Here is a 13,145-nt window from a genome sequence, read left to right on the forward strand (position 1 = left end):
GCGAAATGGAGTCCTTGAAGCATGACCCTTACTCAACTGCGTTACGTATTGGCCGTGATCGATCACGGCGGCTTTGGACGGGCGGCCGAGCATTGTCATGTGACCCAGCCGACGATGAGCGCGCAGATCAAGAAGTTGGAAGAAGGGCTTAATGTCCTGTTGTTCGAGCGCACAGGAGCGGGTGTCCATGTGACGCCCATCGGACAGCAGATCGTTCAATTTGCGCGCGGGATGATCGAGCAAGCGCAGGCCATCAAGAGCGTAGCGCGCGGCTCTGGGGGGCTTCCAGCTGGTTCGGTTCGCCTTGGTGTCGTCACCAGCGCTGCTCCGGCGCTTCTAACGACCGCGATTCAGGCGGTACGGAAAAAGTTCGAGGGCGTGAAAATTGACGTGCATGAAGGCAGTCCGACTGACCTCATCGCGCAGCTTAAGAATTACGAAATCGATCTCATTATCGGCTCGATCCCAGCCGAGGAGCCGGGTCTCCGATGGCTTCCATTGTTCTGGGAACCATATATCGTCGCAAGCAACGGCTTCGACACGACGCAGGGGACATCGCAGTATCCCTCTTTAGAAAACAGGGCCCCACGCTATCTGCTTGATGAAGGCGCGCCTGTCGAAATTTTTGCAAATGGCGGAACGACGAATCTGGGGGTCGGACTAAGCGATCATTTGGCGTGGAAATCCGGGGGGGCGGGTAATGTTACGAGTATAGCAACGCTCGCAGCGTTGCTGAGTAGCAGTGAGTGCGCCGTCGTCGCACCGTTTACCGCAACCTTGATGATCGCGGAATCAGGTGTATCCAGAAAGCGGCTCGGTTCCCCCAATATTGGCAGGACGCTCGGCTTCGTTTGGCGGACGAGCTATCCTTGGACGCCACGCTGTTACGAGATCTACGATACCGTTCACGCAAATTTGCCCAACGGCGTAGTCGCTCTTCAGAAATTTGATCCAACGCGGATTGCCACTGACCTGAAAGAGGCCAGACTTAATTAGTCGCCACCTCCGTCCGCGTTGCGGGGAGGAAATCCGTCTCTCCGTCCATTTTTGTGCTGGATGTACGTGCGTGACATACAATTGCGTTAATCCGCTTGGGCACAAGCCCCGATGATCGTATCGGACGCCACGTTCGAAGTGAGCGCGCCAATGGTGGATTCCCAGATCGTGCAGATGGAGTCCGCGGATGTCGGCGTTCTGCTGACGATCGCAGTGCCGGAATTTGCATCGTCGTTTTCTTGCCGCTCGAATTGGAATAGCGAGAATGATGCACCGACACGATATTCCGTATAACGAGGGCAGCATATTAGCGCGTGTGCTTGAAGCGCATGGCGGACTCTAGCGATGGAAAGAATTCAAGACCGTCGAAACTGGTGAATTTGCTTGAAAGAAAGTTGGTCGGGTGCGCACGTCGGCAAACATGCATGAACGGGCAAGTTTCGCAGCGCTGTAGGAGCATCGGACCAGCGATCGTCCCTGTGTTCGGATCGGGTTGCTATCGAAACGCGCGCCGGATTGCGCGATAGGCTGATGATCTCGCTCGATGTGTCAAATTATCGAGTTACTCTGCAAGCTTTATAAAATGAAAAAAACCGGACAATTTGTCCGGGGCTTCCTTTTTGACTACGAAAAGGTCAGCGCAGCAAGCTGGACCAATCCCACTTGTAGTTGACGCCGATCTTGCCGGTGTGGACGCCGTTGACCGTGGTCGCAGCGGTGCCTGTCGGACCGAAGGTAAAGGTCTTGTCGAAGCCGAGATAGAGATACTCCGCCTTCACGCTCCATTTCGGATCGAGGGCATATTCCCAGCCCGCGCCGGCTGCGTAGCCCAGCACGAATTCGTGGCTGGAGAGGCTAGCGCCCCCGTTGTTGTAGAAGGTGTTGAAGCGGGCCAAGGCGGCGCCGCCTTTGACGTAGAGCAACGAACGGTCGTCGATGATGTAGCCCAGGCGGCCAGTCCATGCGCTGTAGAGGCCATTCGCCTCAGTCGCGGCGGATGCTGCTCCGGCAGGGTAGGCGCCTGAGCCTCGCAGGCCGAGGTAGCCGGTTTCGCCCTCGTAGCCGATCAGCCAGTTCGGCGCGATCTGCCGGTTATACCCGCCCGTGTAGCCGGCGATGACGCCCGGATTGAAAACATATGAAGCCGGCAGGCTTGCGGCGAGCGGGTCAGTGGTGCTGATGCTGTTAGCCGATGCCGCAGCGCCGACGAAGCCTCCGATATAGGAGCCTGTCCAACTAAAAGCAGGTACCGGGGGAGCCTTTCGGTAGATCGGCGCGGTGCCGAGGTCGGCTGCTGATGCGTCTTGCGCCAGACCGAGCGTCGCCCCAGCGAGAAGTGTAATTCCAAATTTTCTCATCTTTACTCTGGTGCTTCGTTGAGTTCGGAAGGTGGAACGTGCGTCTGTAATCCATCCGAGTGGATGGTCTCCTGAAGGTCGTTCCCTGACGGCGCTATGGGCAAGTCGATCGCGGATCTGAAGCACCTTCTTCTGCTTGCATCTTTGAACGATGCGATCCGCCCAGCGACACGGGTTGGCATTAATATACTAACCTAGTACATTTATCGTTGACGAGAGTCAACGATGGCCTAGAAGATATCCGAGCCTCACACATTGGGGGTCAAACGCATCGCGTGCGGTCGGAGTAAAGAATACATCGTTCTTAAGACCATCTGCGATGTTCTACTCGTCGTCAGCCAACGCATCCAAGGATCTTCCTAGTAAAAAATGGAGCACGATATGACTACTCGCAGGGACTTTATGGCGACCGCAGTTATGGCAGGTGTCGGAGGTGCCATGATTGGTCAAGCCGTTGCCGCCAAAGCAGCCGGGCCAAGCTCAGGATCAAAGCAAATGCCACGCGGACTTACATTGCTATCCATCCGTCAGCCTGACGGCAAAGAAACGCTTGGCGTGAAGACACCCGGCGGAATTCTTGATGTTGCGGCGGCCGGAAAGGCGTTCAAAATCGATGCGCCTACGACGCTTGAGGATTTGCTTTCCTCAGGCAATGTCCCGGCACTTGAGCAACTGATCGCCGCCGCAAAGGATCGGCGCGAGTTTCTGAAGGAAGAAAGCAAGATCAAGTTCGGGCGCTTGCTCACGAATCCGAGCAAGATCATTTGCGTGGGGCTGAACTACAAGGCTCACGCCGAGGAAACTGGCGCTCGTCTTCCCGCGGAGCCGGTTCTTTTCAACAAATACAACAACACTCTTGCCGCTCACAACTGCACCATCAAGCTGCCGCGGCAAGAGGTTTCGCATAAGTTCGACTACGAGACCGAGCTTGTGATCGTCATCGGAAGGAAGGCGCGCGATGTGTCCGAGGCTGACGCTTTGGGCTATGTGGCGGGATATGCTGTCGGGCACGACTTCTCGGCTAGGGATTTGCAGCTGGAAAAAGGCGGTCAATGGATGATCGGAAAGACGCTGGACGATTTTGCGCCGATTGGCCCGTATTTCGTCTCTGCCGACTTGGTCGATCCGAACAACCTGACCATTGAAACCTTCGTGAACGACGAACCGGAGCCGCGGCAATCGTCCAACACGTCGAGATTCATATTCAACCCGCAGAAAGTGATCTCCTACGCATCGAAGCTGTTCACGCTGGAGCCCGGCGATATCATCTTCACGGGCACTCCGTCGGGTGTGATCATTGGGTTACCGAAGGAAAAGCAGGTTTGGCTGAAGGCCGGCGACAAGATAACGAGCCGGATCGAGAAGCTTGGAACGCTGCGCTTCGATCTCGCGTAGAAAGACTGACGTCCTTGGTTGGCTCGGTCAGAATCACCGAGCCAACCGGCTCCCGCTAGCGGTTTGCCGTTGTGAGGCCGTCCTTAGCGGCCTTGCTGAACTCAACCGATCTGAACGCCTGGGCCAAGGTTGCGCTTTAGGCCACCATCACGTTCAGGCGACGATGTCGTCGATCAGTTCATCGATGGACGTATCGGCAATGTGGTACTCGAAGAGATTCTCCCGATTGAGCATGACAGCGCCGTGAAGGCCGGCCCAGATACGAAGCGCCCGAAGCTTGCGGGCACGGGATGGAGCTAGGGATTCAACAAGGAGGGAGAAGCTTTCTCGGGCGATGGTCTTGACCTCGTCGTTCTCCGAGGCGCCTGCAACGATACCCGAGGCAAACATGAGATTGTAGAGGCCGGGTCTGGCTTTGCCGAAGGCAACGTATGCCTTTGCCATGGCGGCCACGGCGCGTCTTCCGGAAAGACCTTCTGTCGAGTTCCGCAGCGTAACAACAAACATTTTGAAGCTCTCGGTCGCGATGGCCGTCAGCAATTGTTCCTTATCCTGGAAGTGCCTGTATGGGGCGGATTGAGAAACTCCTAGATCGCGTGCGAGCGCCGCCAGACTGACGGCTTCCGGGCCGGATTGTTCTATCTGTGATAGCGCCAAGTTCAACAACGTCTGCCGAAGGTCGCCGTGATGGTACGCTTCGACAGGCTTGGCCAAGTTTCGTCTCTTGCTCATTTTGCCACAATATCATGTTCGTGTTGACAACAAGCCTGACCGAACAACTATTTCGAAAGCGGGAGCTTGCGGCCGTCGTCGTCGCTTCGTGGCGACGTCCGTTGCTGTCGCCGATCGTCCGGCTTGTATGCCCGGCGCCGAAACCTGATGGACCGGCGCAGTATTTCATGGCGAGTGCTTGACAGTGCTCGATTGTCTTACGGCACTTCGAATGTACTATGATAGTATATCGGCCTGCAACACGCTCCGGGCAGGGACATATGCTTCAGGTTTCTAAACAGGGCAGGCCGGGAAGGGGCAGCTGGGCCATTCTCTTGACCGACGGCTTCAGGCTGGTTGATCGCGCTGACCACGGAGAATGGCGAACGAATTCTCGATGCCATCTGCGCTGACTATGGTAGCGCACGGTGGCGACACACGACAGCCATGGCCTGAGCACAGGTCGAGGAGATCAGAAATCTCTGTGCTCTGTCGAGGACCTCCCCGTTCGGACCCAACACCAGAACATTGGGCTGTGCTCCGGTGATCAAGCTAGCGGATGGTCGCATTGGGACGTTGGCCGTCTTCTCGCTGTCGCTGGAATAGAGTTGAGTAATTAAATCGCGGTTTCTGCGGTTCGTCGGGAGCCGCATCTTTGCTGCCGCTTTCGCGAACCACGGGAGCGGGGTGCGGCGTATTGTCTCATGAGAGTTCAGCTTTAGCCTTTGTTCAGCCGCGTGGTCTTGAACTCGTCGGCAAAAAGAAAGGCGTTCGGAATGGCTTCCTCGCAAGGTTTGCTCCGTGTCGTATCTGGGTCCGCAGATACATCAACAGATGTAGAAATTCGCATCGATAATGTTGCCGATGCCGATTGGCACGCGGCGATGTGTCAGTTTGCAGACCTCCACTATGAACAAACAGCGGTCTACGGCGCGCATAAAACGGGCGAAGTTGGCAGCCACTTGATGTTGTTCAAACACGGGCGGCCGATCGCCGGAGCTCGATTGGGACTTTATACTTTACCGATCATAAACAGGGGACTGGCACTTTTGCGATTTGGTCCGTTTTGGCGGCAAGCCGAAGGGCAAACCAGTATCGCGACATATACAGCTTTTGTGCAAGCGCTTGTGGACGAATACTGTACCAAGCGGAAACACTACCTCGTGGTGCGACCGCGCGCTCATCCCGAGTTCTATCCGCTGGAAAGCGCGGCGCTTTCGGACTTCGGGTTTCGCGCCGATCAGTCGACCATGCTGGATCGGTACCTCGTCGATGCATCTCTTTCTGAAGCAGAGCAGCGAAAAAGCCTGTCGAAGCGCTGGCGATATAATCTTAAAGCCGGAGAATCCCACGCCCTTGAGATAAGATTTGGCGAGTCCCCGGAGGCCATGGATATGTTCCGCTCCCTCTACGCCGACATGGTCAAGCGAAAGAATCTCAATTATCCGGGCGTCGATCACGTCGAATATATGCCGCAACTAATTTTGTTTCCCGAGCAGATGAAGTTGCGTGTCGTGCTGGCGTACAAGGATGGCGAAGCAATCGCAGGGGCCGCTTTCGGTGTCGTGGGCGATATTGCTTACTACGTTTTCGGCGCAAGCACTGACACTGGTGTCGATCTGGAAGCCGGCTACGTCCTGCAGTGGAAAATACTGAACTGGTTGCGCGAAAACTCAAACGTCCGCTGGTACGAACTTGGTGGACCGGGCGACCCCGGCATTCAACAGTTCAAAAAGGGACTGGCCGGCTCGAAGGGCTTATTAATGCCAATTCAAGAATTTCACTACTGCACAGATCTTAGCGCGGAGCTCTCAGTTAAAGGGCTTTTCAAGTTACGGGACCTTCGAAACAGCATTCAACGATGGCAACGCTCAAAATAGCCCCGCGAAAGCAGACCTGAATGATTTCAATGGCCCGGCTCAGACTACGAATCCGGGGGCGGGTTCGAATATCTTCGGGCGCGCCAAATTGCCACCATTCAGAATAAAACCGCGAACGCGATGACCCACAGATGTTGTCGGGTTCGGAATCCATTTGAATGGCGAGCCACTCAAGTCTCCGCTGCGCCCCGGTCGCGCGCGGCGACTTGGCGGAATGCCCTTGCCGGTCAACTCGGAAAGGTGACTGCTCCCGGCCACAAACAGGAGCAGTCCGGGGTCCGCGATACACGATCGGCGCCCTTCGCTACTTCGCAAGTGGGCAGGCACCCTCACTCAGCGGACGGAAGGCCTTGTCGCCCGGCATCACCGAGACGACTTTGTAATAATCCCACGGCTTCTTCGACTCGTCAGGCTTCTTCACTTCGACAAGGTACATGTCGTGGATGACCCGCCCGTCCGCGCGGACAGATGTTTTACCGAACAGCGGATCATCGAATACGCCTGCTGCGCGCAGGTTCGAGACGACAGCGGCGCCGTCTTTCGCGCTGCCTGTCTTCGCAACGGCATTCAAGTAAGCGAACGTAGCTGAGTAGCTCCCGGCCTGGCTCATCGACGGCATCTTGCCGTCCATGCGCTTGGCAAAGCGTTCGCCGAAGGTTCGCGTTTTGTCGTTAAGATCCCAATAGAAGGCGGTGGTAAGCTGGAGGCCGTGCGACGATTTCAATCCGAGCGCGTGAATATCGTTGATGAACACGATCAGGCCGACCAGCTTTTGCCCGCCGGCGACGATGCCGAATTCTCCCGCGGTCTTGATGGCGTTGATGGTGTCCGCACCGCCGTTTGCGAGGCCGATGATCTGCGCCTTCGAGTTCTGTGCCTGAAGCAGGAACGACGAGAAATCGGTCGCACCAAGCGGGTGCCGAACCGAACCGAGTATCGTGCCGCCGTTCGCTTTCACGACATCCGAAGCCTCGCGTTCCATCGTCGTTCCGAAAGTGTAGTCGGCTGTGAGAAAATACCAGCTCTTGCCACCGCTCTTCACAACGGCCTCGGCCGTCCCGTGAGAACTCGACCATGTGTCCCACACCCAGTGCAGGGTGTTCGGTGTACACGCCTTGCCCGTGATGTCTGATGTGCCCGCGGTCGTCGCGATCATCACCTTGTTTTTTTCCTTGGCGATGCCGGCGACGGCCAAAGCCACGCCGCTGGTGGGGACATCGATGATCAGGTCGACATTCTCGGTGTCGAACCAGCGCCGGGCAACCGTCGCGGCGTTATCAGGTTTGTTCTGGGGATCGGCAGATACCACTTCGACGGCGAGAGCCCGGTTCACCGCGCGAAAATCCTCGACCGCCATTCTGACTGCTTCGAGCGAGCCCGGACCGGAGAAATCGGCGTAGGGGCCAGTCATATCGCTCATCACACCAATCTTGACCGCCACCTGCGCCGTCACGCTACCGCAAGTCAGGGCCAGAGCAACGGCCGCTGAACTCAATGAAATCACTGTTTTGCTCATCATTTCCCCCGTTTTGAACGCCGCGATGTAATCCTCGCGTAAAAGAACAATATATTGTTACATAATATATAACAAGATATTGTTATATAAGAGTCTCTCATACCCAGGCTTTCTATGAGCCTTGGCCTCCGAGGCAATCAAAATAGAACAATATATTGACATATTATTGGAGCCAAAGCATACAGAGATTGATCGGCAACAACTGCAAGGCGGGAGCGAAGAATGCGCGGGCTTGGTTCGAAAATCGTCGTCGTGACAGGCGGAGGTGGCGGCATCGGTGGAGCCACCTGCCGCCGGTTTGCTGCCGAAGGCGCGACAGTCGCAGTTTTCGATATCAATGCAGCAGCGGCCGAACGGACGGTCGCCGCGATCCTCTCAGACGGTGGCAAGGCGACCGCTTTCGCATGCGACATCACCGATCATGAGGGCGTGCGGTCCACGGTTGCAAAGGTGAACGGGTCGCTCGGGCCGATCGACGTGCTCGTCAACAATGCCGGATGGGATGTTTTCCGGCCGTTTCTCAAGACCACGCCGGCCGACTGGCAGAAGCTGATCGCCATCAATCTGATCGGTGCGCTGAATATGCACCACGCTATCCTGCCGCAGATGGCCGAGCGCCGAAACGGCCGGGTGGTGAACATTGCGTCTGATGCGGCAAGGGTCGGCTCGTCAGGCGAGGCGGTTTATGCGGCCTGCAAAGCGGGCCTCCTCGCACTATCGAAGACGCTGGCGCGCGAGCACGCGCGTGACGGCATCACCTTTAACGTGGTTTGTCCGGGACCAACCGACACGCAATTGCTGGGTGACGTTCTCAATACGTCCAGCAATCCCGAGAAATTGCAGGAAGCATTCCGCCGCGCGATCCCGCTGGGACGCATAGGCAGTCCGGACGATCTGCCGGGGGCGATCTGCTTCTTCGCCAGCGACGATGCCGCATTCATCACCGGCCAGGTCCTGAGCGTGTCGGGCGGCCTGACGATGGCAGGCTGACGGGAGCCGGCAGAGATGAGTTACGATTTCACTGAAGATCAGCGGGCGTTTCAGGAAACAGCGCGGCGCTTTGCCCGCGAGAAGCTCGCGCCAGGGTATCAGCGCCGCGAAGTGGAAGGTTGCATCGATCGCGGACTGGTGCGTGAGATGGGCCGCCTTGGATTGATCGCGCCGGAATTGCCGGAGCAGTTCGGCGGTCTCGGCGCACCGAGCCTGACCAGCGGACTCATCGCCGAAGCAATCGGTTATGCCGATATCAATGCCGCCTATATCCAGATTCTTGGTTCGCTGAACGGCAAGATCATCGCTGCGCATGCATCGTCGGAACTGGCCCGACAGTGGTTGCCCCGTCTCGTTTCAGGGGATGTTATCGTAGCGATCGGTCTCACCGAACCGCGCGGCGGATCGGATGCCGCCCATCTGGCGCTGAGTGCGCGCCGCGAGGGCGACCGCTACTTTTTGAAGGGCGAAAAATCATCGATCAGCATGGCGGATCAGGCCGATGCCGTCGTGCTGTTCGCCCGGACCGGAACTCCGGACAGCGGGGCGCGGGGCGTCAGTGCTTTTCTGGTGCCGATGAATACGCCGGGTGTCACCACGTCGCGGTACAACGATCTCGGCAGCAAGGCGATCGGCCGAAGCTCGATCTTTTTCGACGATGTGGTTGTTCCGATCGAGAACCGGCTGGCGGACGAGGGCGCCGGATTTGTTCAGGTCATGCAAGGTTTCGATTTCAGCCGGGCGCTCATCGGCCTGCAGGTGCTGGGATCGGCGCAGGCTTCGCTGGACGAAAGCTGGGCCTATGTCCAGGAGCGCAAGGCATTCGGTGCGCCGCTATCAAAAAATCAGGGCGTGATCTTCCCTCTCGCTGAAGCCGAGACGATGCTCGAGGCGATCCGTCAGCTCTGCTATCGGACGCTGGCGCTCAAGGATGCGGGCAAGCCTCATACAGCCGAGGCTGCGATGTGCAAGTGGCTTGCACCGAAGACCGCGGTCGACGTCATACATCAGTGCCTGCTGACGCACGGCCACTATGGCTGGTCGCTTGATCTGCCGCATCAGCAGCGACTGCGCGACGTCATGGGTCTCGAAATCGGCGACGGCACTGCGCAGATCATGAAGCTCATCATTGCACGTGAAAAACTCAAGGGCGCTGCAAAATAAACGACAGCGCTCGAGTCAGGAGGGAATAAGCCATGGAATTCGATGCCATATTGATACCCTCGCGCCGGGCCGCCATGATCGAACAAGGCTTCTGGCGTGACAGCACGATTAACGATGATCTGGATGCCTGCGTCGCAGCGTGTCCCGATAAACTCGCGCTAACGGCAGTATCGCTGGAGAGCGGCACCGTAACGCGCTTCACTTACCGTGAAATGGCGGCGATGGCGGACCGCATTGCCATCGGCCTGTCGCGGCTGGGCGTGGGCCGCGATGACGTCGTTTCCATGCAATTGCCGAACTGGTGGCAGTTCACGCTGACTTATCTTGCGTGTTCGCGCATCGGCGCAGTCCTCAATCCGCTGATGCATATCTTCCGCGAGCGAGAACTTTCCTTCATGCTCAAGCATGGGAAGAGCAAGATCGTCATTGTGCCGAAGCTGTTTCGCGGCTTCGACCACGAGCAGATGATCACCGGTCTCAGGCCGAGCCTGCCTGATCTTCAGCACGTCATCGTCGTGGGAGGCCTTGGCGACAACAGCTTTGAGAAGAGGCTTAGCGAGCCCAGGTGGGAGGACGCGCCGGACGCAAACGACGTCCTGACGCGGCATCGTCCGGGGCCGGACGACGTCATGCAGCTTATCTACACGTCAGGCACAACAGGCGAACCAAAGGGTGTGATGCATTCGGCCAATACGACGATGGCCAACATCATCCCTTATGCAGAGCGTCTCCGGCTTGGAGCCGACGATGTGGTCCTGATGGCATCGCCGATGGCACATCAGACAGGCTTTATGTATGGGCTGATGATGCCGATCATGTTGCGCAGCAGCGCAGTGTTGCAGGATATCTGGGATCCAAACAAAGCCGTCGAACTGATCCGCTGCGAGGGCGTGACCTTTACGATGGCGTCCACGCCGTTCCTGACCGATCTTGCCAAGGCAGTCAGCGATTCCGGTGAGGGCGTTCCGACCTTGCGCACATTTCTCTGCGCTGGCGCCCCGATTCCCGGACCCCTGGTGGAGAATGCGCGCAAGGCGCTGGGTGCCAAGATCGTATCGGCCTGGGGTATGACTGAAAATGGCGCTGTGACGTTGATCAAGCTCGAAGATGACGACGAGCGCGCCTTCAACACCGCAGGCTGCCCGTTGCCCGGAGCCGAGATCCGCGTTGTCGATGCCGAGGACAGGCCTCTGCCTCATGGCGCGAGCGGCAGGCTGCTGGTACGTTCCTGCTCGAACTTCGGCGGCTATCTTCAGAGACCTCATCTCAACAACACGGATGAACAGGGCTGGTTTGATACCGGCGACCTCGCCGAGATCGACGACCGTGGCTACGTCCGGATCACCGGTCGATCGAAGGACGTGATCATAAGGGGCGGCGAGAATATTCCCGTCGTGGAGATCGAGACGCTTCTCTACAAGCATCCGGCAATCAATCAGGTCGCCATCGTGGCCTATCCCGATGAACGGCTTGGCGAACGCGGTTGCGCGGTGGTTGTGCCGAAGCCGGGACAAGCAATCGAACTCACCGGGATGATTGACTTTCTCAAATCGCACAAGGTCGCGCTCCAGTACATACCCGAGCGATTGCTGGTTCTTGACCAGATGCCGGCAACACCGTCGGGGAAGATCCAGAAGTTCAAGCTGCGCGAGATCGTCAGACAGTCAGCCGGATAGTCAGCCGAAACTTGCAATGCTCCAATATTCATCGAAATGGAGAAGAACATGACGAGCTACGAAGACATCATCTACGAGGAGCGTCCGAAGGGTGTGGCCCGCATCACTATCAACCGGCCTGATAGCTACAATGCCTTTCGGGGACAGACGGTCGAAGAACTGATTCATGCATTTCAGCGCGCAGGATGGGACAAGTCGATCGGCGTGATCGTGCTAACCGGCGCCGGTGACAAGGCCTTCTGCACGGGCGGCGATCAGGGCGCGCACGACGGACAGTACGATGGTCGCGGCACCATCGGTCTGCCCATCGACGAATTCCAGAGCGTCATTCGCGACATGCCGAAGCCGGTCATTGCCCGGGTCAACGGCTTCGCTATCGGCGGCGGCAATGTGCTTGCAACGATCTGCGATCTGACGATTGCGTCCGACAAGGCGCAGTTCGGCCAGGTCGGTCCGAAGGTCGGTTCGGTCGATCCCGGTTTCGGTACGGCCTATCTCGCACGCGTGGTCGGCGAGAAGAAGGCCCGCGAGATCTGGTACCTCAACCGGCGCTATACGGCCGCTCAGGCAGTCGAAATGGGTCTTGCCAACATCGCCGTGCCCCATGATCAACTCGATGCCGAGGTGGATCGCTGGTGTGAGGAGTTGCTTGAACGGAGTCCGACGGCTCTCGCACTGGCCAAACGTTCCTTCAACGCCGACACGGAATCGATCCGCGGCATCGCCAGCATGGGCATGGCGGCGCTCAGCCTCTATTACGATACGGAAGAATCGAAAGAGGGCGGCCGCGCGTTCCGCGAGAAGCGCAAACCGGATTTCCGGAAGTTCGTTCGCTGATCCGACCCAACACGCAACACGGGTCTGGCCGGGCCATGGATGCGCCATCCTCGGCCGGACCATCACCGTCATTCAGGCGTTCGTAGGAGCGGTTGTGCGCTCTAGACTTTCGTCAACGCTGTCTTGAGACGATCAAGCAGCCGATACAGCGCGATCTGGTCTTCCTGGCTAAACGTAGTCAGTGCGGCGGTATAAAAGGCTTCTATTGGTTCCTGCATGCCGGCCCAGATCGATGTACCGGTGCTGGTCAGACGAACACGCCGGCTGCGGCCGTCATCCTTGTCCTTAACGCGCTTGATCCAGTCGCGTGCTTCAAGTCTGTCGAGAATGATCGTGAGGTTCTGCCGGCTGACGTCGAGAAACTCGATCAGGTCTTTGACGGTCATGCCGTCTTTCTGAACCAGAGGTCGTGCAAGCGCGCCCAATACCGCCCATTGCTGTGTCGTGGTTCCGAACGCTTCAACGTAGCGAGTGCCCTGTTTGTGCATCAGATTGGATGCCTGATAGAGACGAAAGAAAATCCTGTTGGCGACGTCGAACTCGACGCCAGATTTTGCAGGTGCCGCGGCGAGTGCCATCTTTACATCCTCGGGAATCAGCCATGGCATAATATCAATACATT

General features: G+C 57.6%; 11 protein-coding genes. 7 read left to right on the top strand and 4 right to left on the bottom strand.

The window, feature by feature from the left end; all coding sequences use genetic code 11:
* Window positions 1-21: 21 nt before the first annotated feature.
* Window positions 22-996, top strand: coding sequence for a LysR family transcriptional regulator (locus LVY71_RS03530; protein WP_235098224.1), 975 nt, complete (start codon window positions 22-24; stop codon window positions 994-996).
* 635 nt (window positions 997-1,631) lie between these two features.
* Here LVY71_RS03530 and LVY71_RS03535 read toward each other — a convergent pair.
* Window positions 1,632-2,354 carry an outer membrane protein gene (locus LVY71_RS03535; protein WP_235098226.1) on the bottom strand — a complete coding sequence of 241 codons (723 nt, stop codon included), beginning with the start codon at window positions 2,352-2,354 and terminating at the stop codon, window positions 1,632-1,634.
* 438 nt (window positions 2,355-2,792) lie between these two features.
* On the opposite strand from LVY71_RS03535, the gene LVY71_RS03540 reads away from it, so the two are divergent.
* Window positions 2,793-3,749, top strand: a complete 957-nt coding sequence (locus LVY71_RS03540; RefSeq protein WP_235098230.1) for a fumarylacetoacetate hydrolase family protein — start codon at window positions 2,793-2,795, stop codon at window positions 3,747-3,749.
* Between the two features lie 153 nt (window positions 3,750-3,902).
* Here the strand turns inward: LVY71_RS03540 and LVY71_RS03545 are convergent, their stop codons facing one another.
* The gene (locus LVY71_RS03545; RefSeq protein WP_235098231.1) at window positions 3,903-4,463 is read right to left on the bottom strand and encodes a TetR/AcrR family transcriptional regulator; all 561 of its coding nucleotides are present in this window, start codon (window positions 4,461-4,463) and stop codon (window positions 3,903-3,905) included.
* A gap of 773 nt (window positions 4,464-5,236) precedes the next feature.
* Between LVY71_RS03545 and LVY71_RS03550 the strand changes: the two genes are divergently transcribed.
* Window positions 5,237-6,340, top strand: a complete 1,104-nt coding sequence (locus LVY71_RS03550; RefSeq protein WP_235098233.1) for a lipid II:glycine glycyltransferase FemX — start codon at window positions 5,237-5,239, stop codon at window positions 6,338-6,340.
* Window positions 6,341-6,644: 304 nt separating this feature from the next.
* Here the strand turns inward: LVY71_RS03550 and LVY71_RS03555 are convergent, their stop codons facing one another.
* Window positions 6,645-7,859 carry an ABC transporter substrate-binding protein gene (locus tag LVY71_RS03555; RefSeq protein WP_235098235.1) on the bottom strand — a complete coding sequence of 405 codons (1,215 nt, stop codon included), beginning with the start codon at window positions 7,857-7,859 and terminating at the stop codon, window positions 6,645-6,647.
* A gap of 219 nt (window positions 7,860-8,078) precedes the next feature.
* Between LVY71_RS03555 and LVY71_RS03560 the strand changes: the two genes are divergently transcribed.
* From LVY71_RS03560 to badI, 4 genes are read left to right on the top strand one after another with little or no spacing between them, the layout of a single operon-like run.
* Complete coding sequence (locus LVY71_RS03560) at window positions 8,079-8,846, top strand: glucose 1-dehydrogenase (RefSeq protein WP_235098237.1); 768 nt, start codon at window positions 8,079-8,081, stop codon at window positions 8,844-8,846.
* Window positions 8,847-8,861: 15 nt separating this feature from the next.
* Window positions 8,862-10,010, top strand: a complete 1,149-nt coding sequence (locus tag LVY71_RS03565; RefSeq protein ID WP_235098239.1) for an acyl-CoA dehydrogenase family protein — start codon at window positions 8,862-8,864, stop codon at window positions 10,008-10,010.
* A 32-nt stretch (window positions 10,011-10,042) separates the two neighbouring features.
* Entirely contained in the window at window positions 10,043-11,686 is a 1,644-nt protein-coding gene (gene aliA / locus LVY71_RS03570) for a cyclohexanecarboxylate-CoA ligase (RefSeq protein ID WP_235098241.1), read from the top strand.
* Between the two features lie 48 nt (window positions 11,687-11,734).
* Window positions 11,735-12,523 (top strand): 2-ketocyclohexanecarboxyl-CoA hydrolase, encoded by a 789-nt coding sequence (gene badI / locus LVY71_RS03575; protein ID WP_235098243.1) that lies wholly within the window; start codon window positions 11,735-11,737, stop codon window positions 12,521-12,523.
* A 101-nt stretch (window positions 12,524-12,624) separates the two neighbouring features.
* On the opposite strand, the gene LVY71_RS03580 is transcribed toward badI, so the two are convergent.
* The gene (locus LVY71_RS03580; protein WP_235098244.1) at window positions 12,625-13,101 is read right to left on the bottom strand and encodes a MarR family winged helix-turn-helix transcriptional regulator; all 477 of its coding nucleotides are present in this window, start codon (window positions 13,099-13,101) and stop codon (window positions 12,625-12,627) included.
* Window positions 13,102-13,145 lie beyond the last annotated feature (44 nt).

Source organism: Bradyrhizobium sp. G127, assembly GCF_021502575.1.
Classification (GTDB): Bacteria; Pseudomonadota; Alphaproteobacteria; order Rhizobiales; family Xanthobacteraceae; genus Afipia.